Here is a 21468-nt window from a genome sequence, read left to right on the forward strand (position 1 = left end):
CCAATCCGTTTAGTTGTAAACGACCACGCGAGTGCCGGTGGGAACGCGCGAATACAGGTCGATGATGTCCTGGTTCATCAGGCGAATGCAGCCAGAGGAGACATTGGTGCCGATGGTGTAGGGCTCGGTCGTGCCGTGCAGGCGGAACAGGGTGTCCTGCCCGTTCTTGTAGAGGTAGAGCGCGCGCGGACCAAGCGGGTTGGTCGGGCCGCCTTCAAGACCGCCGGCATACTGGCCATAGCGGTCGGGTTCGCGATTGATCATGGACCGGGTCGGGGTCCAACGGGGCCAGGCAGCCTTGCGGCCGACCGTGGCATTGCCGCGGAACTCAAGAGCTTCGTCCTTGCCCACACCAATGCCGTAACGCATGGCGCGGCCGTTTTCCTGCACAAGGTAAAGGAAGCGGTTTGGAGTATCGACGATGATGGTGCCCGGGCGCTCGTCGGTGACATATTCCACTTCCTGGCGCCACCACTTGGGGTCGACACGGCGCAGGTCCATGGCGGCGACGGGATGAGGTTCATCGAGCACGGGTCCGTACATGGACACGTAGAACGGATCAATGGTCGGCTCTGACATCGTCGGCGCACGACGCGACGTGGTACAGGCAGCCAGGGCGAGGGGAAGTCCAATCATAAACAGGCGGCGGTTGAGCACAGTAGTTCCCTGGTGGAGCGGCTGAACGAAAAAATGGTGATTCGACAATGACCTAAGCCCCGTGACAGCCATTGTCGAGTGCAGGAAAGCATCACTACGCCAACGCTACGTTAACGCGTGGGTTGCCTCGCACAGATGTGAAATGTGGTGTTGCAGAGGCGCAACTAAGGCAAAGGGGCCCGGTTTGATACCGAGCCCCCTTGGGAGATGTTTTTCGGCTTATTCGGCCGGTTCACTCTTTTCGACTTCCTTGCCGGTTGCCTGATCGACAACCTTCATGGAGAGGCGGACCTTGCCGCGCTCGTCAAAGCCCAGGAGCTTGACCCAGACCTTGTCGCCTTCCTTGACCACGTCGGTGGTCTTGGCAACGCGAGCCTCGGCCAGCTGCGAGATGTGCACGAGGCCATCCTTGGCGCCAAAGAAGTTCACGAAGGCACCAAAGTCAGCTGTCTTGACGACCGTGCCCTGATAGATGGCACCAACTTCGGCTTCGTCGGTGATCGAGCGGATCCACTTAATGGCCGCTTCGATCTGAGCGCCGTCCGAGGACGAGATCTTGATCGTACCGTCATCATCGATGTTGATCTTGGCGCCGGTCTTTTCGACGATCTCGCGGATCACCTTGCCGCCGGTGCCGATCACTTCACGGATCTTTTCGGTCGGGATCTTCATGGTTTCGATGCGCGGAGCGAATTCGCCCACTTCGCTGCGCGAAGCGGTGATCGCCTTGGCCATTTCGCCCAGGATGTGGATACGACCGCCCTTGGCCTGTTCGAGGGCGATCTTCATGATCTCCTCGGTGATGCCGGCGATCTTGATGTCCATCTGGAGCGAGGTGATGCCTTCTTCGGTACCCGCCACCTTGAAGTCCATGTCGCCCAGGTGATCTTCGTCACCGAGAATGTCGCTGAGCACAGCAAACTTCTCGCCTTCGAGGATCAGGCCCATGGCAATGCCGGCCACGGGACGGGCCAGCGGCACGCCAGCATCCATCAGCGCCAGCGAAGTGCCGCAAACGGTGGCCATCGAGGAGGAGCCGTTGGACTCGGTGATCTCGGACACGACGCGGATCGTATAAGGGAACTCTTCAACCGAAGGGCGGATCGGGTTGATCGCGCGCCAAGCGAGCTTGCCATGGCCGATTTCGCGACGCCCTGGCGAACCCATGCGGCCAGCTTCACCCACGGAATATGGAGGGAAGTTGTAGTGCAGCAGGAAGTTCTGCTTCTGGGTGCCTTCGAGCGAGTCGATGAACTGCTCGTCTTCACCGGTGCCGAGGGTCGCAACCACCAGCGCCTGGGTTTCGCCGCGGGTGAACAGCGCCGAACCATGGGTGCGGGGCAGAACGCCAACTTCCGAAACGATCGGGCGAACGGTTTGCAGGTCACGACCATCGATGCGGTAGCCGGTGTCGAGCACGTTCCAGCGCACAACCTTGGCCTGGAGCGACTTGAACACGGCGCCAACATCTTCGGCCGAGATCTCGCCGGCATCTACGCGGGCAGCAAAATGCGCCTTGGCCGTTGCCTTGACCTTGTCGACCGCGTCGTAGCGATCTTCCTTCTTGGTGATCTTGTAGGCAGCGCGCAGATCGGCTTCGATCACGCCGAGCATTTCGGTTTCGATGGCCGAGAAATCCTCGGGCTCGAAATCGCGGGCGTCCTTGGCGGCCAGCTCGGCCAGCTTGATGATGGCGTCGATGACCTTGCGCGATTCGGCGTGGCCGAACATCACGGCGCCCAGCATCACTTCTTCGCTGAGTTCCTTGGCTTCCGATTCAACCATCAGCACGGCATCCGCAGTGCCCGCCATGACGAGATCGAGCTTGGAGTCGGCGCGACGGTCAACCGGCAGGTTGAGGACGTATTCGCCATTAACGTAACCAACGCGCGCAGCGCCGATCGGGCCCATGAAGGGCACGCCCGAAATGGTGAGGGCGGCGGAAGCGGCAACCATGGCCAGAACGTCAGGATTGTTTTCCATGTCGTGCTGGAGAACGGTAACGATCACCTGGGTTTCGTTCTTGTACCCATCGGGGAACAGGGGACGGATGGGGCGATCGATCAGGCGCGAAGTCAGCGTTTCAGCTTCGGTCGGGCGACCTTCGCGCTTGAAATAGCCACCGGGGATCTTGCCGGCGGCAAAGTATTTTTCCTGGTAGTTGACGGTCAGCGGGAAGAAGTCGATGCCCGGCTTGGGGGACTTGGCGCTGACGACGGTGGCCAGAAGCACGGTTTCGCCCAGGGTGGCGAGAACGGCACCATCGGCCTGGCGCGCAATCTTGCCGGTCTCGAGGGTGAGGGGCTGGCCGCCCCAGTTGAGCTCTACCTTGTGGTGATCAAACATGTGTTTGTCTTTCATCTCTGCCCAATGACCCGGAGCGCGGCGCATAGCGACCGCGAAGTCATCGAGTGTGTCCGCACCGAGCGCCGCACCCCATGTGCCGCGCCGGCTCAAAACCAGACACTGTTTCGGTTCGGCGGGCTGAAACATGGGCAAGACAACAAGACGCTCCCCGAATGGTGGGGCGCCTCACGGATTCAAAACCAAGGGAATGATTTTGCAGTGCGTGAGGCGGGGAGCGGCTAATAATCCTGCCATGCTCCGGCGAACGCCGGTCTACGCTTCCGACCCCTTGATCTTCGCGTGAGGGCGGCCTGCAAGTCCGTTTTTGCGGTTCCGGTGCTGAGGTACCGATGTACGCTCCGCTCCGGTTCTCGAAAACCGAACTTTCGGCTCGCCCTGACGCAATCTCAAGGCGCCGGCGACAGATGCGGAACCGGGTCCCGCATCCGCAAATCATCTGACGTCGCTTAGCGACGAAGGCCGAGACGTTCGATCAAGGTCTTGTAGCGATCCTCGTCGATCTTCTTGACATAGTCCAGAAGGCTGCGACGGGTCGAAACCAGCTTGAGCAGGCCGCGGCGGGAATGGTTGTCCTTGGCGTGACCCTTGAAGTGCTCGGTCAAGTTGGCAATGCGCTCGGACAGAATGGCGACCTGCACTTCCGGCGAACCGGTATCGTTTGGCTTGGTCGCATATTCCTGGATCAGGGCGGTCTTGCGCTCAGGAGTAATCGACATCGGGCATATCCTTTCAATTGGGAGGATGGGTCGCCCCGGCCGGGATGTCGTCCAGGCGGGGCCGAATAAACTGACGGGGCAAAGCCCGCCAGTTGCCCTGCCCTATACTGCATTGGAGCGTGCAAAGCCAGATTTTATTGGATTGCCAAACAGGCGATAGCCGCCACACCCGGGGTGCAGCGGCCATCAACCGGGTCCTGCAGGCGCTCAGTACTTGGCGATGGGGTCGCTGGCCGGGAAGCTTTCGTCCACGGCCTCATCCACTTCATCCCAATCCTCGGGTTTGTCGGCCTGGGACTCGCCGCCGGCTGGACGGATCTGCACCGGGGAATCCTTGGGGCCGGGCTTTTCGCCGTCCTTGAGTGCCGCTGCGCCTGGCGTGGTCGGATCGGTCATGGTGACCTCCTTGAAAAAGTTAGCTCACGTTAAACGGCGCGAGGGGCCGGAAGTTGCAGGGAGCGCTTGGGTCTGGCGGCAGGCTCTGGTAAAGGAGCGCCATGACCCAGACGCGTGCCAACACCAAAAAGCTGTTCATCAAGACCTATGGTTGCCAGATGAACGTTTATGACAGCGACCGCATGGCCGATGCGCTGGCGCCGCACGGCTATGAGGCGACAACCGAGATCGGCAATGCTGACCTCGTGCTGCTCAACACCTGCCATATCCGCGAAAAGGCGGCCGAAAAGGTATTTTCCGAACTCGGGCGCCTCAAGGAATTGCAGGCGGAGCGCCGGGCTGATGGCGCCGATCTGATGATCGGGGTGGCCGGTTGCGTGGCGCAGGCCGAGGGCGAGGAAATTGCCCGCCGCGCGCCGGTGGTCGACATGGTGGTGGGCCCGCAGGCCTATCACAAGCTGCCCCAGATGCTGGCCGAAGCGCAGGCGCGGCGCGCCGTGCATCCCTCGCTGCGGCGCACCATTGTGGACACCGAGTTCCCCGAGGAAGACAAGTTCGACCACCTGCCCGCGCCCCAGCGCGAGGTGACGATCAAGCGCGGGCTGACGGCCTTTTTGACGGTCCAGGAAGGCTGCGACAAGTTCTGCTCGTTCTGCGTCGTGCCCTATACCCGCGGCGCCGAGGTCAGCCGGCCGGTGCGCCAGGTGCTGGCCGAAGCGCGGGGCCTCGTGGAAGCGGGGGTGCGCGAAATCACCCTCCTCGGGCAAAACGTCAATGCCTACCACGGTTTGGCCGATGACGGCCGGGTGGTTGGGCTGGGGGAGCTGGCTTACCTGCTGGCAGAAATCGACGGGCTGGAGCGGCTGCGCTACACGACGAGCCATCCGCGCGACATGGACGACGCGCTGCTCGCCGCCCATCGCGACCTGCCCATCCTGATGCCTTATCTGCACCTGCCGGTGCAGTCCGGGTCGGACCGGATTTTGAAGGCGATGAACCGGCGTCATACGGCGGCGGAGTATTTGGCCCTGATCGAGCAGATCAAGCTGGCGCGCCCGGACATGGCGCTGTCGGGTGATTTCATTGTCGGCTTTCCCGGGGAAACCGAGGCCGATTTCGAGGACACGCTCGCGATCATTCGCGCGGTGGGCTACGCCTCGGCTTATTCGTTCAAATATTCGACGCGACCGGGTACGCCCGGCGCCAATCTGCCCGACCAGGTGCCCGAAGAGGTCAAGACCGAGCGGCTTTATCGGCTGCAGGAACTGGTCAATGCCCAGACCACAGCCTTCCACCAGAGCTGCGTCGGCCAGACCTTGCCGGTACTGATCGAGCGCGTCGGGCGCATGCCGGGGCAGGTCGGCGGGCGCTCGCCTTACCTACAGGCCGTGCATCTGGAGGGCGGGACCGAGCTGATCGGGTCGATCCACCAGGTGGAAATCATCGGCACTTCGACCAATTCGCTGGTCGGGCGGCTCGTCAGCCATGCGCATCTGCCGCAGTTTCGGCGCAGCGATGAGCCGGTTATGCACGTGGGTTAAGCCGGCGGTCGCCTGCCGATGCGCCTGGCGCGAGGGAGCGGCTTGCGCGCGGGCCTGGGCGTCACAATATTACTGCTGACGCGGGGACAAAATCGTCCTAGCCTCGTTTACCCGTTGCTGGCAGCGCCAGTTTTCCGTTCCCTTGAGGAGCCCCAGTTTTTTTGAGCAGGCATTTGGCACCCACCGCAGACAACGCACTGGCATCCCAACTCGAACTCGCATTTGAAGACAATCGCCTGGCGGCGCAGCTTTATGGTGATTTCGACCAGAACCTGGCGCTGATCGAGCAAAGGCTCAAAGTGGCCGCGGCGCCGCGTGGCAATCACGTGCTGCTCAAGGGCGCGGCAGCGGCCGTAGACCAGGCGCGGCGCGTGCTGGAATCGCTTTATGCCTCGCTCGAGGAAGGTCGGGCGCTCGGAATTTCGGATGTGGATGGCGTGATCCGCATGATCGAAACCGAGGACAGCCAGCTGACCCTGCCGACGCTCGAGCGCAAGGGCAAGGTGCGCATGGCCCAGATCGCCACGCGCAAATCCACGATTCTGGCGCGCACCCCGGCGCAGGACGCCTATATGCGGGCCATGGACCGGGCCGAGCTGGTGTTCGGGGTGGGTCCGGCCGGCACCGGCAAGACTTATCTCGCGGTCGCGCATGCCGCGTCGCTGCTCGAGCGCGGGGATATCAACCGCATCATCCTGTCGCGTCCGGCAGTGGAAGCGGGCGAGCGGCTGGGATTTTTGCCCGGCGACATGAAGGAAAAGGTCGATCCCTATCTGCGCCCGCTTTACGATGCGCTTTACGACATGATGAAGAGCGAAAATGTCGAGCGCTGCATCACTTCGGGGATCATCGAAGTGGCCCCGCTCGCCTTTATGCGCGGGCGCACGCTGGCCAATGCGGTGGTGATCCTCGATGAGGCGCAGAACACTACCTCCATGCAGATGAAGATGTTTTTGACCCGTTTGGGTGAAAATTCCAAGATGATCGTGACGGGCGATCCGACGCAGGTCGACCTGCCGCGGGGCGAAAAGTCGGGGCTGGTGGAGGCCGTGGGGCTGCTCGACGGGATCGAGGGCGTCCATGTCTCGCGCTTTGGCGACAAGGATGTGGTGCGCCATGCCCTGGTGGGGCGGATCGTGCGGGCCTATGAGGCCGACACCACCCGCAAGGCGCAGGAAAAGCTTGCCGAAGGGGTGGCCCGCTGAGCGCTTCCCCCCTCGAGATCGCGGTGATCCGCAACAGCGACGCCTGGCCCGAAGATCTCGATCCGCTGGCGGAGCGGGCGGTGCTGGCCGCGCTTGCTCACAGCAAGGCGCGGATCGCCGGCGCTGCCGAGATCTCCATCCTCCTCACCGATGATGCCGAACAGCGCGAGCTCAATGCGCAGTGGCGGGGCAAGGACAGCGCGACCAATGTGCTGAGTTTTCCCCAGATCGAGCCCTTTGGCCCGGTGGTCGGGATCCTTGGCGATATTACGCTCGCCCACGAGACCCTGACGCGCGAAGCCGAAGAGTTGGGCAAGAGTTTTACCGATCACTTTACCCATCTGGTGGTGCATGGATTTCTCCATATCCTGGGTTATGATCATATTGTTGAAGACGAGGCCCTTCAAATGGAGGGGCTCGAAACGCAGATATTGGCAAGTCTTGGGGTTGAAGACCCTTATGCCGATTAGCGCCCGCAGGGCCCACACCCCTTCCCACAGCAGAAGAGCCGCCGTTTGCGGCATGAAACAATGACCGACAGTGACAGTTTGGGCCACCGACCCGAAAATGCCGAGCCTCCTTCTTCCCCCGCCCCCGCGCCGGTAGCCGCCCGGGGGCTTTCGATCCTGAACCGCATCCGCTCCATGCTGGTGCGCGGCACGGCGTCGCTGCGCGAAGACCTGCAGGAAGCTCTGGACGAGCCGGGAAGCGCCGAAACCGGCGATTTCTCCGAAAGCGAGCGGACGATCCTGCAGAACGTGCTCAAGCTGGGCAATGTGACGGTGGGCGACGTGATGGTGGAGCGCTCGGACATCCAGGCCATCGAGGCCGATGTCAATCTGGGCACGCTCCTGGCTAAATTTCGCGATGTCGGCCATTCCCGCCTGCCCGTCTACGAGGACGGGCTCGACAACATTTTGGGCTTCATTCACGTCAAGGACGCGCTGCGGCGCATCACCGACAGCGTCAACGATCCCGAAAAGGATGTGCCGGTCAAGCTGGTGTCGCCGGCGCTGCGCTCCAAGATCGGCAAGCTTGATCTCGTGCGCACGGCGATGTTCGTGCCCACTTTCATGCCGGTCGGGGACCTCTTGCAATCCATGCGCGCCAGCCGCGTCCATATGGCCATCGTCATCGACGAATATGGCGGCACGGATGGGCTCGTCACCATTGAGGACCTGCTCGAAGCGGTGGTCGGCGAGATCGAAGACGAGCATGACGAATTCACCGCTGCCCTCATCCGCAAAGTGGGCGAAGACACCTATATCGCCAATGCCCGGGCGGAGTTGGCCGATGTGCAGGCGCTGATCGGGCCCGATTTCGATCCCGGCACTTATGCCGAGGAAGTCGATACGGTGGGCGGGCTGGTGTTCGACCTGGCCGGACACGTGCCAAAACGCGGCGAAAAGGTTGGCGGACTAAAGGGGTTCGAGTTCGAGGTGCTGGCTGCCGATAGCCGCCGTATCAAGCGCTTGCGCATTCGCCGGGTGCCCGAGGGTGGCGCTCCCGAAGAGCCGCTGGCGATCACCGATCAGCGCAGCGAAGGCGAAAAAGCCGCCTCCTGATGAAAAAAAAGCCCGGATCGCTCCGGGCTTTTTTTGTAAGTGATGAAGGAGAGCCTAGACCTGCTGGACGGCTTCGACGCCGGGCACGAAATGGCGCAGCAGGTTTTCGATGCCATTCTTGAGCGTTGCGGTCGAGGAGGGGCAACCCGAGCAGGCGCCCTGCATGTGCAGGAACACGGTGCCTTCCTTGTAGCCCTTGAAGATGATGTCGCCACCATCCATCGCCACGGCCGGACGCACGCGGGTGGAGAGCAGCTCCTTGATCACCTCGACGGTTTCGCTGTCTTCGGCCTCGAAGAATTCTTCGCCATCATCGGCAAAGTCGGAAGCGCCTTCGCCTTCGGGCGCCAGCACCGGCTTGCCGGACAGGAAATGATCCATGATCACGCCCAGAATGGCGGGCTTGATATGGGCCCAGTTGGTGTCGTCCTTGGTGACCGAAATGAAATCGGAGCCCAGGAACACGCCGGTAACGCCGGAAATGGCAAACAGGCCCGTCGCCAGCGGGGACGCTGCGGCGGCATCGGGATTGCGGAAATCGCGCGGCTCGCCCACCAGCACATCGCGCCCCGGCAGGAACTTGAGGGTCGCCGGATTGGGCGTGGCTTCGGTCTGGATGAACATGGCGCTTCCTTGCCGTGGACGTGTTTAGAACGCTTCTAAAATAAGCTTTTCGCCGCGCCGTGCAAGAGGCTTTACGCGACCTCGCGCCGCGTGGCTCCCATGCGCTGCGGGCGGTACAACGCTGGCATGATCCAATGGTTTCGACGACTGGCCCTCCTCGAGGGCATCACCACACTGGCGCTGTTCGGCATCGCCATGCCGATGAAGTATGTTTTGGGCAATCCCAGCCTCGTGCCGCCCGTCGGGGCCGCGCATGGGGCGGCGTTTGTACTTCACCTGTTGGCCATGCTGGTGTGCCTGCCCGGCAAGGGTTTTACGCCAGGGGAGTGGGTGCGCACGGCACTGGCGGCCTTTGTGCCGTTGGGGACGTTTGTTAATGATGGGTTGTTGCGGCGCAAGCAGATGGCCGTGGCGGCGCGGGACTGAACGGGCGAGGCTGAGCGACCTGCTGGCTTGGTGGCTTGACCATCGACCCCCTCCCCGGCCCTCCCCTCAAGGGGGAGGGAGGGCAGGAGCCTTGGGGTTTGGTGGCTCCCTGCCACTTAAGAGGCGGGTGCAGGCGGCTTTACGTCATCCCAGTTTGTGGAGAGGCTCGAACCCCCACCCTGGCCCTCCCCTCAAGGGGGAGGGGACGAAGGGGCGGATTGGCTCGGTGCCAGGCCTGGCCGTAGATTGGCCGACTTGCTGCCAGAACTGATGGACCCCCTCCCCGGCCCTCCCCGCAAGGGGGAGGGTGGGCGGGAGCCGTGAGGCTGGTGCCGGTTGCGGTTCGGCCGCCGGTGACAAAAATCAGCAGATGGCGATGATTTCTTCGTCGGTCATGTGGCCGGGGACGATGGTGAGGGGGATGGGGAGGGCGTTGGCGCGGTTGGCGAAGTGGAGGACCAGGGGGCCGGGGCCTTCCGGGGAGATGGAGGCGGCAAGGACGAGGATGGCGACGCCCTTGTCCTTGTCGATGACGCGCTCGATCTGTTCGGGGCCGCTGCCTTCGCGGATCACCGATTCCACCTTGATGTCGCCGATGGAGCGCAGGCGGGCCAGCCGCGTGTCGAGATTGCGCTCGGCTTGTTCCACGGCTTCGGCGCGCAGCACTTCTTCGACGCCAAGGCCGATGAATTCGGGCGGCTCGACCACGCTCATCAGCACGACGGCGCCGCCGGTGCGCTTGACGCGGTAGGCGGCAAAAAGGAGGGCGCGGTCGCATTCCTCGGTTTCATCGATGACGACGAGGAATTTGCGCTTGTATTCGTTGGCGGGAACCATGCGGGCCTCCGTTAGCGGATAAAGCCGACGATCTGGCGCACATCGGCCATGACCGGCGCGGCAATGGCGCGGGCGCGATCGGCACCATCGCGCAGGATGCGGTCCATTTCGCCGCGATCGGCGACGAGGCGCTGCATTTCGTTGGCGATGGGGGAGAGCACGCTGACGGCCAGCTCGGCGAGGGCCGGCTTGAAGGCGCCCCAACCCTTGCCGCCATATTCGGCCAGCACCGCATCGACGCTTTGATTGGAAAGCGCGGCATAGATGCCAACGAGGTTTTCTGCCTCGGGGCGGCTTTCGAGACCCGCGGCTTCACTGGGCAGGGGTTCGGGATCGGTGGTGGCGCGCTTGATCTTCTTGGCCACGGCATCGGCATCATCGAGCAGGTAGATGGTGGCGAGGTCCGACGTCGACTCGGACTTGCTCATCTTCTTGGAGCCGTCTTTCAGCGACTTGACGCGCATGGCCGGACCGGTGGCGAGGGTTTCGGTGATGGGGAAGAAGTCTTCCTCAAAGCCAAGCTCGGCGATTTGCTTCCTGAAATCGTGGTTGAATTTCTTGGCGATGTCGCGGGTCAGCTCCAGATGCTGGCGCTGGTCCTCGCCTACCGGCACGGCCGTGCTCTTGTAAAGGAGGATATCGGCGGCCATCAGCGAGGGATAGGCAAAGAGGCCGAGCGAAACGTTTTCGCTGTTTTCGCCGGCCTTGTCCTTGAACTGGGTCATGCGGGCCATCCAGCCCATGCGCGCCACGCAGTTGAAGATCCAGCTCAGCTCGGCGTGTTCCATCACCTGGGACTGGTTGAAGATGATGGAGCGCTTGGGATCGAGGCCGGCGGCAATGTAGGCGGCGGCGATCTCATAGGTGCGGCGCTTGAGATCCTCGGGTTCCTGCCAGACCGTGATCGCGTGCATGTCGACCACGCAATAGATGGTCTCGTGGGTGTCCTGCAGGGGTACGAACTGGCGGATGGCGCCGAGATAATTGCCCAGATGCAGATCGCCCGAAGGCTTGATGCCCGAAAAAATGCGCGGGGTGAAGGTCATGGAACGCCTGGTCGAACGGAATGGGATCAGAGGGGAAGCATTATAGGGCAAATGCCCGGTATGGAACCTTGGAGTTGGTCAAGAGCCGGCAGGAGTTTGGCTTTTGGGCCGGCGACGGCGGAGGCGCGACACGAGGCCGCCAAGCGACTGAGCACCGCTGAAATGGGCGAGGGTGAAATAGGTCAGCGCGCCAAAGAGGCAAATGGCGCCCAGCGCGGTGATCTGCACCAAGAGCGAGTGGCCGGGGGCAAAAATCGCCCCGGCGCGCGCGGCAAGGAGATAGAGCACCGCCCCCATGACCATGGCGACCAGGAGAATGGTGGCGAGGCGCCGCCATTCCGAGAGGCTCATGCGGAAATGGCCGCGACGGCGCAGGAAAACGGCAAGGAGGAGGACATTGAGCCAGGCGGAAGCGGAGGTGGCGAGCGCAATGCCCAGATGCTGGAGGGTCGGGAACAGCCAGAGGGAAATGGCAATATTGGCCGCGACCGAGACGCCGGCAAAGACGGTGGGGGTGCGGGTATCCTGGCGTGAAAAGAAGCCGGGCTGGAGCACGCGCACCAGAACGAAAGCGGGCAGTCCCACGGCGTAGCCGACCAGGGCCTGGGCGGTAAGCAGGGTATCGGAGGGGCCGAACTGGCCGCGCTCGAAGAGGACGCGGATGATGGGGACGGGAATGGTGGCGAGCGCCACGGCAGCGGGGAGCGAAAGCAGCATGGCCAGCAGCAGGGACTGGCTTTGGCTGGCGCGCGCTTCGGCATCGCGGCCGGCGCCAATATGGCGGGAGAGTTCGGGCAGGAGCACGGTGCCGATGGCGATGCCGACAATGCCAAGGGGCAATTGGTAGAGGCGATCGGCATAGGCGAGGATGGAAATGACATTGTCGCTGGTCGAGGCGATGATGGTGCCAACGAAAATGTTGATCTGGGTGATGCCGCCGGCGAGGATCGCAGGGATGGCGAGGACCCAGAAGCGGCGCACATCGGGGTCAAAGCGCGGCAGCCGCAGGCGGGGCACAAAGCCGGCCCGGCGAATGGCGCCATAAACCAGCGCCAGCTGGGCAATGCCGCCGAGCATGGTGGCGATGGCGATCCAGAAGGCGGTATCGGCCTGATCGGGCAGGTTGAGGAAGGCCAGCGGCACAAGGGCGGCGATGTTGACGATGTTGAGCACGACCGGCGCGAAGGCGGAGGCGAAATACCGCCCCAGAGAATTGAGGATCGCCGCATAGGCCGACATCAGCGACATGCAGGCGAGATACGGGAACATCACCCGGGTGAGGAAGACGGTCAGCTCGAGCTTTTGCGGATCATCGGCAAAGCCGGGCACGAACCAGACCATGATCTGGGGCATGAAAATTTCGGCGAGGATGGTCACCACGGCGATGGCGGCGACGAGCCAGCTCATGATGCGCGAGGCGAGTTCCTTGGCCGCGTCGTGGCCCTGTTGCTCGAGCGCGGTCGAGAACATGGGCACAAAGGCGGTGTTGAAGGCGCCTTCGGCAAAGAGGCGCCGGAACAGGTTGGGAAAGCGGAAGGCGGCGTTGAAGGCATCGGCGACGGGGCTGATGCCGAGAACCGCCGCCATCAGTGCATCGCGGGCAAAGCCGGCCACGCGCGACACGAGGGTGAGCCCGCCCACGGACAGGAAATTGCGGTATAGGCTCATGGGCGCGCGCGCCGGGGCTGGGCCTCAGCCATTGGCCACCTTGGCTTCGGCGGCGCGGGGGTGGAAGACGGCAAGGAGCGCATCGCGGATGCGGCGCTGGCGGGGCTTGCTCGAAATCTTGCCGCCGGTGAGATCGGTGACATAGAAAACGTCGACGGCCTTTTCGCCATAGGTGCCGATATGGGCCGAGCCGATGGAGAGGTTGAGATCGGAGATCTCGCGGGTCAGGGCATGGAGCAGACCCATGCGATCAAGGCCCGAGACCTCGATGACGGTGAATTTTTCCGAGAGCGAGTTGGAGACCATCACTTCGGCCGGCAGCGCGAAGGGTTTCAGGCGCCGGTTGTGGCGCGATTCCTTGCCGAGATCGATGAGGATGGTGCGGCGGCCCTGCAGCAATTGCTTGACGGTATCAATGATGCGGGTGGCGCGCACCTTTTCGTCTTCGTCATTGGTGAAGGTGCGGCGCAGGCGGAAGGTGTCGATGGCGCGGCCGTCGCGGGTGGAAAAGATCTGCGCGCCGATGATGGAGGCATCCTGCATGGTGCAGGCGCCGGCGATCAGCGAGAGGAGGCGCGGATGGTCGGGGGTATAGAAGCTGACTTCGGTGATGCCCTCGAAGGCCTTGACGCGGATGGAGCCGGCAAAGGCTTCCCCGTTCTGGTCGGCCTGGCGGATCATGCGGGCGTGCTCGATCTGCAATTCGGGCTCGGCGCGCAGCCAGTAATGGTCATAGTGGCGGGCGGTATAGGCGGCCACTTCCTCGGCGGGCCAGCTTGAGAGGGCCTCGGTGAGGGTGGCGCGGACATCGGCGATGCGGGCGGACTGGGTGACCTGGGAATGGCCGCCCGAGAGCAGCGGTTCGGTGGCATAATAAAGGGCGCGCAGCAGCGAGCCCTTCCATCCCGTCCAGACGCCGGGGCCGACGGCGCGGATATCGCAGGCGGTGAGGATCATCAGGAGCGCAAGGCGCTGGGGCGACTGGACGATATCGGCAAAGGCCTTGGCGGTTTCGGGGTCCTGGATGTCGCGGGCCTGGGCGACCTCGCTCATCAGCAGGTGATACTGGATCAGCCAGGCGACGGTGTCCGTTTCGGCGGGCGAGAGGCCGAAGCGCGGACAGAGGCGCCGTGCGATGCGGGCGCCGGCTTCGGAATGGTCTTCCTGGCCACCCTTGGCAATGTCGTGGAGGAACAGCGCGACATAGAGGAGACGGGTGTCGTTGAGCTGGGGCAGCAGTTCGTGGGTGAGGGGCAGTTCCTGGCGCAGGCCGCCATTGGCGATCTCGGCCATGACGCCCACGGCGCGGATCAGATGCTCGTCCACCGTATAGTGGTGGTACATGTTGAACTGCATCAGGGCGACGATCTTTCCGAATTCCGGCACGAACCGGCCGAGCACGCCGCTTTCGTTCATCTGGCGCAGCATGCGCTCGACCGATTGCGGTGAGGTCAGGATGGTCAGGAAATAGCTGTTGGCCTTGGGATCGGTGCGCAGCTTGTTGTTGATGAGATGCAGCGAGCGGGTGATTTCCTTGATCGCATCGGGGTGGAACAGCAGCTGCTGGCGCCCGGCAACGAGGAACATCTTGATGAGGTTGACGGGATCCCTGGTGAAGACATCGGGGCGGGCGATGTTGAGCCGGCCGGTATCGAGGATGAAATCGGTTTCGCCCTTGATCTTGGACTTGCCGGAGCGGAAAGGCGCGAGAACGCGGCCCACCAGGTCCATGTCCTTGGCGTGGTTGAATTCGAGCGAAGCACAGAAGATGCGGGTGAGATCGCCCACATCCTTGGCGACAAGGAAATAGCGCTTCATGAAGCGCTCGACGCCCAGCATGCCGGCGCGCTTGGCATAGCCCATGCGCTGCGCGAGTTCGGGCTGCACGTCAAAGGTCAGCTTCTCCTCGGCGCGGCCGGTGAGGAAATGCAGGTGACAGCGCACGGCCCAGAGGAAATCCTCGGCGCGCTGGAACAGGCGGTATTCGGCCGGCGCGAGCACGCCCTTGTCGACGAGTTCGGCCGAGGTCTTGACCTGGTAGAAGTATTTGCCGATCCAAAAGAGGGTGTTGAGGTCGCGCAGGCCCCCCTTGCCATCCTTGACATTGGGCTCCACGACATAGCGCGTATTGCCCATGATGCGGTGGCGCTCGTCGCGCTCGGCCATCTTGGCGGCGATGAACTCGGGCCCGGTATGGGGCACGATCTCGGTTTCAAAGCGGTGGACGAGATTGTCAAAGAGCGCCTTGTCGCCGGTGAGGAAGCGCGCTTCGAGGGTCGCGGTGCGCACCGTCATGTCGGCGCGGGCCATGCGGATACATTCGTCCACCGAGCGGACAGCATGGCCGACCTTCTGGCCGAGATCCCAGAGCATATAAAGGATGTATTCAGTGACCTGTTCGCCCCAAGGGGTTTGGCGATAGGGGAGAATGAACAGCAGGTCGATGTCGGAGCCGGGGGCGAGGGTGCCGCGGCCATAGCCGCCAACGGCCGAGAGGGCAATGGCTTCGGCGCCGGAGGGATTATCGACGGGGTAAACGCGGCGGGTGGCAAAGAGGTGGACGGCGGTGATGATCTCGTCCTGCGCCGCCGACAAATTCTGGGCGCAGCGCGTGCCCTTGCCACTGGCGATCAGTTCGGCTTCGGCACCCTGGCGCGCTTCGGCAAGGCACTGCCTGACATGGGCGAGGACCGCAGCGCGTGCCGCCGCGCTCTTGGGTGGCTCGGTGCCAATGGCAGCATCGAGTTCTTCCAGGATGACTTGGGCAGGTCGGGTCGCAAACAGCGGCTTTCGCGGTTTGGCGTCAACTTCGGCGAGCGGCATCGCGGGTTTTCTTCAACTCGTAGATCAGCTCGAGCGCCTCTTTAGGCGTAATTTCATCGGGGCGGATAGCGTCGAGCTTTTCATCAACTGGGTTGGCGACGGCGGGCGCCGGCGCTGGCTGGTGGGAAAACAGCGGAAGATCGTCTAGCACGCTGGTGACGCGGCCGGAAGGGGCCGCACCTGCCGCGCGCTCCTCCAGCACGGTCAAGACTTGGCGAGCACGGCGCAGAACCGGCTCGGGCAGGCCGGCGAGACGCGCAACCTGAATGCCATAGGAGCGGTCGGCCGCGCCCTGCCCCACTTCATGGAGGAACACCACCTCGCCCTCCCATTCGCGCACCTTCATGGTGTGGTTGGACACACGCGTGAGGGTCTTGGCGAGGCTGGTCAGCTCATGGAAGTGAGTGGCAAAGAGCGCGCGGCAGCCGGTGGTTTCGTGCAGCGCCTCGACAGCCGCCCAGGCAATGGACAGACCATCGAAAGTGGCGGTGCCACGGCCAATCTCGTCGAGCACGACAAGGGAGCGGCGCGTGGCGCGGTTGAGGATCGCGGCGGTTTCCACCATTTCCACCATGAAGGTGGATCGGCCATGGGCGATGTCGTCCGAAGCACCGACGCGCGAGAACAGGCGATCGACCACCCCAATATGGGCGCGATCGGCGGGCACGAAACTGCCCATTTGCGCGAGAATGGCAAGAAGGGCGTTCTGGCGGAGGAAGGTGGACTTACCGCCCATATTGGGGCCGGTGACCAGCCAGAGATGCCCGCCGCCCGAAGCCTCGTCACCGGAGAGATCGGCATCATTGGCGACAAAAGACTTGCCGTCAGCGCGTACCATCTCCTCGACCACCGGATGGCGGCCGGCGGTGATGGCAAAGGCGAGGGAAGTGTCGATCTCGGGGCGCACATAATTGCGGGTGGCGGCGAGATGGGCGAGCGCGGCGGTGACGTCGAGTTCGGCCAGCGCATCGGCCAGGGCACGCAGGGTTGGTGTGTGGTCGAGCACGCCAGTGCGGAGGCGCGCGAAGATTGCGGTTTCAAGCTCGAGTGCGGCGTCGCCGGCGCGGGCGATGCGGCCTTCGAGTTCGGCCAGCTCGGTCGTCGTGAACCGCATGGCATTGACCATGGTCTGGCGGTGAATGAAGCTTTGGCGCAGCGGCTCTTCAAGGAGCTTGGAGCCTTGGGCGGCGGGGACTTCAACGAAAAAGCCCAGCATGCCGTTGTGCCGGATTTTCAAGGCGCGAATATCGGTTTGCGCCACGAGATCGGCCTGGAGCGCAGCGACGACGGCGCGGGTTTCGCGACCGAGGAGGCGCTCGGCGTCGAGCTTGGGTTCATAGCCTTCGCGCACAAAGCCGCCATCTCGGGCCAGCAGCGGCAGCTCGTCGGCGAGAGCGTTGCCCAGCACCGTGGCGAGATCGAGCGGAGCGCCGGAGAGGATGGCGTGCAGCCGCGACAGGGTGGTCGAGCCCTCGATGCCGGCCAGATGGTGGCCGAGCGCGGCGGCGGCGGCGATGGCGCGACCGATGGCAGCCAGATCACGGGGGCCACCGCGCTCGAGCGCCAGGCGGGTCAGCGCACGGGCGAGATCGGGCACCGATTTGAGCTCGGTGCGCAGACGGCCGGTGAGGGTTGGGTCCTGCGCCAGGGCCGCGACGGCGTCGAGGCGCTCATTGATGGCTCGGGCATCGTTGAGGGGGGCGGCGAGACGGGCGGCCAAGAGGCGCGAGCCGGGGGCGGTGACGGTGAGGTCAATGGCGTGGCGAAGCGAGCCGCGCGCTTCACCGCGCTGGGTCTGGTGCAGTTCGAGGGAAGCGCGGGTGGCGCTGTCGATGGCCATGAACTTGCCGGGCGCTTCGCTGGCCGGCGCGCGCAGGGGAACGGCCGCGCCCTTCTGACTATCTTCCGCATAGGCGAGCAGCGCACCCAGCGCCGCGCGGGCGGGACGGGACAGCGAGGTCGGATCGAAGCCTTCGCCGCCCAAAGCCGAACGGATGCGCGCGGTGCCCGCTTCGCTGTCAAAAACGGCCGGGTCGGCTTCGTGGGTGAGCTTGTCCCAGGCAGGGGCCCAAAGATGCTGCTCGCGCAGCAGGAGGCGCGTCGGGGCGCTGACGAGGAGTTCAGCCGGATCGATGCGCGCGAGTTCGTCGGCGAGCTCGGTGGCGGCCAGCTCGAGGGTAAAAGTTTCGCCGGTCGAGATATCGGCCCAGGCGAGAGCGAAATCGGTTTGGCCGTGGCGGACGGCGGCAAGCGCAACGAGAAAATTGGAGCGGCGGGCGTCGAGGTGATCGTCTTCGGTGAGGGTGCCGGCGGTGATAAGGCGCACCACTTCGCGGCGGACCACCGATTTGGCGCCGCGCTTTTTGGCTTCGGCGGGATCTTCCACCTGCTCGCAAATGGCCACGCGGTGGCCAAGCTTGATGAGCTTGTTGAGATAATCATTTGCGGCATGGATGGGCACGCCGCACATGCCGATATCCTGCCCCAGATGCTTGCCGCGCTTGGTGAGGACAATGTTCAAGGCGGCGCTGGCGATCTCGGCGTCCTCGAAGAACAGCTCGTAGAAATCGCCCATGCGATAAAACAGCAAATAGCCGGGATGGTTCGCCTTGATCTCGAAGAACTGAGCCATCATCGGCGTCAGCGCAGGGGCTGGGCCGGTCGGGGCGGGAGAAGTGGGCGATCCGTGCATCAAGCGCTCAAAGGTCCGGGCTCGAAAGCGCGGACCTTAGGGGCTTAGCGGGGCAATGCCAACTGCGGCAGTTTGGATATGCCCGCAAGATTGCCGCTGGGGCGTCAGGCACCCCGGATCAAGGAGGCGGAATCCACCAGCTTGCGATAGAGGTGCCAGGTGGCGTGGCCGAAAATGGGGATCACCAGCGCAAGCCCGACAAAGATGGGGAGCGAGCCCAGGAACAGCCCGGCCCCCACCATGACGCCCCAGGCCAGCATGGGCACCGGGTTGTGCAGCACGGCGCGGAACGAGGTTTCCATTGCCACATAGGCGCCCACGTCCCGATCGAGCAGCAGCGGGAAGGCGATGACGGTGGTGCAAAGGGTGACGAGGGCAAAGCCGGCGCCAAGCAGCGTGCCGGCGACCAGCAGCGTGCGGCCGGCGGGTTCGCCCATGATCTGGGCAAGGAAAGCGTCGAAGGTGCGCGGCGGGGAGGCGCCCAAGAGGGCTTCGTAAAGACCCTGGGCGGCGGTAAGCCAGAGCGTGAACAGCACAAAGAGCATGAGCCCGAGCACGGCAATGGCGCCAATGGCGGGCGAGCGCAGCACGCTCATGGCTTCGCCCCAGGATATCTCCTCGCTCATCTCGAGGCGGCGGCTGACTTCGTAAAGGGGGAGCGCGGCGATAGGGCCGATAAGGGCGAAGCCCCCGATCAGCGGATAAAGCAGCGGCCAGGTGTGAAAGCCGCTCATCCAAACGGTGAGCACGACGCCCACGATCGGGTAGATTACGGCGAGCAGCAGATAATGGCTCGGCTTGGCCCAGAAATCGCTGGCGCCGGCGCGAAGGGCATCAAACAGATCGGCGATGGTGATGGTGCGGATAACCGGCAGGTCGAGCTTGGTGCCCGCGCCGGTCAGAATGTGGAAATTGGCCATGGTGAGGTATCCTCCAATGGAGGCCACATGGCCCGGTGAGAATACCAGCGATGCGTTCAGCGGACCCGCAGCCGCAATAGGATGAGCATAGGGCAGCTGCGACGCGGTGTCGCCCCCATCCGCAAGATGTGAAGGGGCAGGCGGGCGGGGCCACGATGGCGCCCTGCCCTCCCGTCGTTGTGGCGGCTAGACCTCGTAGCGGTCGCTGGCGTGGTGCTCGGGACGATAGATGAAATAATCGAAATCGGCCGGGCGGGCGGTGCCGTTGAGATCCTGGGCGGCGACGCCGACAAAGGCGCCAGTAAAAGAGCCATGGGCCTGGTGACCGCCGCATTCATCCGAAAGGATCGAGGCATCGAGCACGGGGCCGATGGGCTGCAGGGCTTCGCCTTCGAGGGCGTAGTAGAACTGCAAGGCGGCGCCACGGATCGAGAGGGCGAGCTTGACCTTGCCGGTCTGGGGGATCTGCACGGGTTCGGCGGGGAAGCGCAGATTGCCGTCGGGCCAGCTCATTTCCGAGCTCATCAAGAGCAGTTCGCGCTGGCCATCGGAATGGGCGGTGACGGCCAGGTAGAAGAAATTGTAGCGGCTGTAATAGGCGGTGAGGCCCGCCATGGTGCGCTCGTCCACGGGATCGAAGCTGAGCGTGGTTTCGGCATCGTAGGAGAAATGGGTCTGGCGGCGGGCGACGAGAGATTGCTCGAACCAGGAGCCGATGGATTCGCGGCCAAAGAGGCGCAGCTTGCCATCCTCAAGGGCAAAGATGCGCTCAGGCTCGGGGGTGCGCAGCCACTGGAAGTCCTGGTGCAGCTGGCCATCGGCAAAGCTATAGCGCTGCTCGCTCCAATAGGGGGTTTCGTTGCGGGTGCCGGGCACGTCGACGTGGAGAGAGGGCACGGGACCCTGTTTCACGTGAATCCAGTCGTCATCGCCCCAATAGGCTTGCTGGATCGAGGTTTCGCGGCCCAGCACGCAGCGGCGGTTCTGGGTGGTGGGGCGGCCGCCGAGATGAACGAGATAGGTTTTGCCATCCGGAGTGTCGACGAGATCGCCATGGCCGGCGCGCTGGATGGCGGCAAAGGGCGCATCCTTGGAGGTGAGGATATGCTTGTCCGGGTGGGTTTCGTATTGCCCGTCAATGGTGCGCGAACGGGCAAAAGTGCAGGCATGCTCATAGGCGGTGCCGCCTTCGGCGGTCAGCAGGTAGTACCAGCCATTGCGCTTATAGAGATGGGGGCCTTCGACGAGCTTAAGGTCGGTGCCCTGGTAGATATTGGTGACGCGGCCGACGAGCTTGCCGGCGGCGGGGTCGAATTCCTGGAGCGCAATGCCGGCGAATTTGAGCGGGCGGGTGCGGTGGTCCCAGAGCATGTTGACGAAGTATTTGCGGCCGTCATCGTCGTGGAACAGCGAGGGGTCAAAGCCCGAGGAATTGATGTAGATCGGGTCGGACCAGGGCCCCTCGATCGAGGGGGCGGTGACGATGTAGTTATGCGCGTCCTTGAAGGAGCCGTCCTTGCGCTTGACGTCGGTATAGACGAGCCAGAACAAGCCATCGGCATAGGAAATGTCGGGCGCCCAGACGCCGCAGCTATCGGGATCGCCGCGCATGTCGAGCTGGGTCTTGCGGGTCAGCGGGCGGCAGACCAGGTCCCAGTTGGCGAGGTCGCGGGAATGGTGGATCTGCACGCCGGGGAACCACTCGAAGGTGGAGGTGGCGATGTAATAATCCTCGCCGACGCGGCAGATCGAGGGATCGGGGTTGAAGCCGGGCAGAATGGGATTGGTGATGGTGGGCATGGGTCTTGAGACTCCTGCGCTTCCCGGCCGCTAGGGCGGGATCGAGGCTGCGGGTTTGTCGAGCGACGAAGTCGAAGCGGGAGAGAGGCCGGAACCCCCACCCCCGTTTCCCTCCCCTCAAGGGGGAGGGGAAGGAGAGATCGGGGGCGGGGATGGGTAAGCGAGTTTACTGATGGACCCCCTCC

Annotated in this window: 17 protein-coding genes; 5 read left to right on the top strand and 12 right to left on the bottom strand. The window is 63.6% G+C overall.

Annotated features, from left to right (window positions below; genetic code table 11):
- Positions 1 to 9: 9 nt before the first annotated feature.
- The 4 genes from AC3YOG_RS04275 to AC3YOG_RS04290 all read right to left on the bottom strand — a co-directional run bounded on the left by AC3YOG_RS04275 (position 10) and on the right by AC3YOG_RS04290 (position 4136).
- A complete protein-coding gene (locus AC3YOG_RS04275) occupies positions 10 to 579 on the bottom strand; it encodes a L,D-transpeptidase (RefSeq protein ID WP_489934198.1) in 570 nt (189 codons plus the stop codon).
- 297 nt (positions 580 to 876) lie between these two features.
- A complete protein-coding gene (gene pnp, locus AC3YOG_RS04280; protein WP_127755025.1) occupies positions 877 to 3003 on the bottom strand; it encodes a polyribonucleotide nucleotidyltransferase in 2127 nt (708 codons plus the stop codon).
- 467 nt (positions 3004 to 3470) lie between these two features.
- The gene (gene rpsO, locus AC3YOG_RS04285) at positions 3471 to 3767 is read right to left on the bottom strand and encodes a 30S ribosomal protein S15 (protein WP_349236728.1); all 297 of its coding nucleotides are present in this window, start codon (positions 3765 to 3767) and stop codon (positions 3471 to 3473) included.
- 180 nt (positions 3768 to 3947) lie between these two features.
- Positions 3948 to 4136, bottom strand: a complete 189-nt coding sequence (locus AC3YOG_RS04290) for a hypothetical protein (protein ID WP_127755023.1) — start codon at positions 4134 to 4136, stop codon at positions 3948 to 3950.
- 101 nt (positions 4137 to 4237) lie between these two features.
- Between AC3YOG_RS04290 and miaB the strand changes: the two genes are divergently transcribed.
- From miaB to AC3YOG_RS04310, 4 genes are all read left to right on the top strand, one after another.
- On the top strand, positions 4238 to 5677 hold the full coding sequence (gene miaB / locus AC3YOG_RS04295; protein WP_489934199.1) for a tRNA (N6-isopentenyl adenosine(37)-C2)-methylthiotransferase MiaB: 1440 nt from the start codon (positions 4238 to 4240) through the stop codon (positions 5675 to 5677).
- Between the two features lie 173 nt (positions 5678 to 5850).
- On the top strand, positions 5851 to 6882 hold the full coding sequence (locus tag AC3YOG_RS04300) for a PhoH family protein (RefSeq protein ID WP_248307150.1): 1032 nt from the start codon (positions 5851 to 5853) through the stop codon (positions 6880 to 6882).
- Positions 6883 to 6905: 23 nt separating this feature from the next.
- The gene (ybeY, locus tag AC3YOG_RS04305; protein WP_282567567.1) at positions 6906 to 7352 is read left to right on the top strand and encodes an rRNA maturation RNase YbeY; all 447 of its coding nucleotides are present in this window, start codon (positions 6906 to 6908) and stop codon (positions 7350 to 7352) included.
- A 60-nt stretch (positions 7353 to 7412) separates the two neighbouring features.
- Positions 7413 to 8447 carry a hemolysin family protein gene (locus AC3YOG_RS04310; RefSeq protein WP_248305194.1) on the top strand — a complete coding sequence of 345 codons (1035 nt, stop codon included), beginning with the start codon at positions 7413 to 7415 and terminating at the stop codon, positions 8445 to 8447.
- Positions 8448 to 8501: 54 nt separating this feature from the next.
- On the opposite strand, the gene AC3YOG_RS04315 is transcribed toward AC3YOG_RS04310, so the two are convergent.
- Positions 8502 to 9071, bottom strand: a complete 570-nt coding sequence (locus tag AC3YOG_RS04315) for a NifU family protein (RefSeq protein ID WP_489934200.1) — start codon at positions 9069 to 9071, stop codon at positions 8502 to 8504.
- Between the two features lie 126 nt (positions 9072 to 9197).
- Between AC3YOG_RS04315 and AC3YOG_RS04320 the strand changes: the two genes are divergently transcribed.
- Positions 9198 to 9497 (top strand): DUF3817 domain-containing protein, encoded by a 300-nt coding sequence (locus AC3YOG_RS04320; protein ID WP_489934201.1) that lies wholly within the window; start codon positions 9198 to 9200, stop codon positions 9495 to 9497.
- 363 nt (positions 9498 to 9860) lie between these two features.
- On the opposite strand, the gene AC3YOG_RS04325 is transcribed toward AC3YOG_RS04320, so the two are convergent.
- From AC3YOG_RS04325 to AC3YOG_RS04355, 7 genes are all read right to left on the bottom strand, one after another.
- On the bottom strand, positions 9861 to 10334 hold the full coding sequence (locus tag AC3YOG_RS04325; RefSeq protein ID WP_127755017.1) for a universal stress protein: 474 nt from the start codon (positions 10332 to 10334) through the stop codon (positions 9861 to 9863).
- 11 nt (positions 10335 to 10345) lie between these two features.
- Positions 10346 to 11380, bottom strand: coding sequence for a tryptophan--tRNA ligase (gene trpS / locus AC3YOG_RS04330; RefSeq protein WP_489934202.1), 1035 nt, complete (start codon positions 11378 to 11380; stop codon positions 10346 to 10348).
- 78 nt (positions 11381 to 11458) lie between these two features.
- A complete protein-coding gene (murJ, locus tag AC3YOG_RS04335) occupies positions 11459 to 13048 on the bottom strand; it encodes a murein biosynthesis integral membrane protein MurJ (protein ID WP_489934203.1) in 1590 nt (529 codons plus the stop codon).
- Positions 13049 to 13072: 24 nt separating this feature from the next.
- On the bottom strand, positions 13073 to 15871 hold the full coding sequence (locus tag AC3YOG_RS04340; RefSeq protein ID WP_489934204.1) for a [protein-PII] uridylyltransferase: 2799 nt from the start codon (positions 15869 to 15871) through the stop codon (positions 13073 to 13075).
- Positions 15852 to 18563 carry a DNA mismatch repair protein MutS gene (gene mutS / locus AC3YOG_RS04345; protein ID WP_489934205.1) on the bottom strand — a complete coding sequence of 904 codons (2712 nt, stop codon included), beginning with the start codon at positions 18561 to 18563 and terminating at the stop codon, positions 15852 to 15854. Before mutS ends, AC3YOG_RS04340 begins: the two co-directional genes overlap by 20 nt.
- 104 nt (positions 18564 to 18667) lie before the next feature.
- Positions 18668 to 19483 carry a DUF2189 domain-containing protein gene (locus tag AC3YOG_RS04350; protein ID WP_489934206.1) on the bottom strand — a complete coding sequence of 272 codons (816 nt, stop codon included), beginning with the start codon at positions 19481 to 19483 and terminating at the stop codon, positions 18668 to 18670.
- 186 nt (positions 19484 to 19669) lie between these two features.
- Positions 19670 to 21283 carry a glycoside hydrolase family 43 protein gene (locus tag AC3YOG_RS04355; RefSeq protein WP_489934207.1) on the bottom strand — a complete coding sequence of 538 codons (1614 nt, stop codon included), beginning with the start codon at positions 21281 to 21283 and terminating at the stop codon, positions 19670 to 19672.
- Positions 21284 to 21468: the final 185 nt, after the last annotated feature.

It is taken from the genome of Devosia sp. Z6_126 (assembly GCF_058133495.1).

What these genes read in the sequence shown, in the direction of transcription:
- AC3YOG_RS04275 (WP_489934198.1), bottom strand. Translation starts at nt 579, where the DNA reads ATGTCAGAGCCGACCATTGATCCGTTCTACGTGTCCATGTACGGACCC.
- pnp (WP_127755025.1), bottom strand. Translation starts at nt 3,003, where the DNA reads ATGTTTGATCACCACAAGGTAGAGCTCAACTGGGGCGGCCAGCCCCTC.
- AC3YOG_RS04290 (WP_127755023.1), bottom strand. Translation starts at nt 4,136, where the DNA reads ATGACCGATCCGACCACGCCAGGCGCAGCGGCACTCAAGGACGGCGAA.
- miaB (WP_489934199.1), top strand. Translation starts at nt 4,238, where the DNA reads ATGACCCAGACGCGTGCCAACACCAAAAAGCTGTTCATCAAGACCTAT.
- AC3YOG_RS04310 (WP_248305194.1), top strand. Translation starts at nt 7,413, where the DNA reads ATGACCGACAGTGACAGTTTGGGCCACCGACCCGAAAATGCCGAGCCT.
- AC3YOG_RS04315 (WP_489934200.1), bottom strand. Translation starts at nt 9,071, where the DNA reads ATGTTCATCCAGACCGAAGCCACGCCCAATCCGGCGACCCTCAAGTTC.
- AC3YOG_RS04320 (WP_489934201.1), top strand. Translation starts at nt 9,198, where the DNA reads ATGATCCAATGGTTTCGACGACTGGCCCTCCTCGAGGGCATCACCACA.
- AC3YOG_RS04325 (WP_127755017.1), bottom strand. Translation starts at nt 10,334, where the DNA reads ATGGTTCCCGCCAACGAATACAAGCGCAAATTCCTCGTCGTCATCGAT.
- trpS (WP_489934202.1), bottom strand. Translation starts at nt 11,380, where the DNA reads ATGACCTTCACCCCGCGCATTTTTTCGGGCATCAAGCCTTCGGGCGAT.
- murJ (WP_489934203.1), bottom strand. Translation starts at nt 13,048, where the DNA reads ATGAGCCTATACCGCAATTTCCTGTCCGTGGGCGGGCTCACCCTCGTG.
- AC3YOG_RS04340 (WP_489934204.1), bottom strand. Translation starts at nt 15,871, where the DNA reads ATGCCGCTCGCCGAAGTTGACGCCAAACCGCGAAAGCCGCTGTTTGCG.
- mutS (WP_489934205.1), bottom strand. Translation starts at nt 18,563, where the DNA reads ATGCACGGATCGCCCACTTCTCCCGCCCCGACCGGCCCAGCCCCTGCG.
- AC3YOG_RS04350 (WP_489934206.1), bottom strand. Translation starts at nt 19,483, where the DNA reads ATGGCCAATTTCCACATTCTGACCGGCGCGGGCACCAAGCTCGACCTG.
- AC3YOG_RS04355 (WP_489934207.1), bottom strand. Translation starts at nt 21,283, where the DNA reads ATGCCCACCATCACCAATCCCATTCTGCCCGGCTTCAACCCCGATCCC.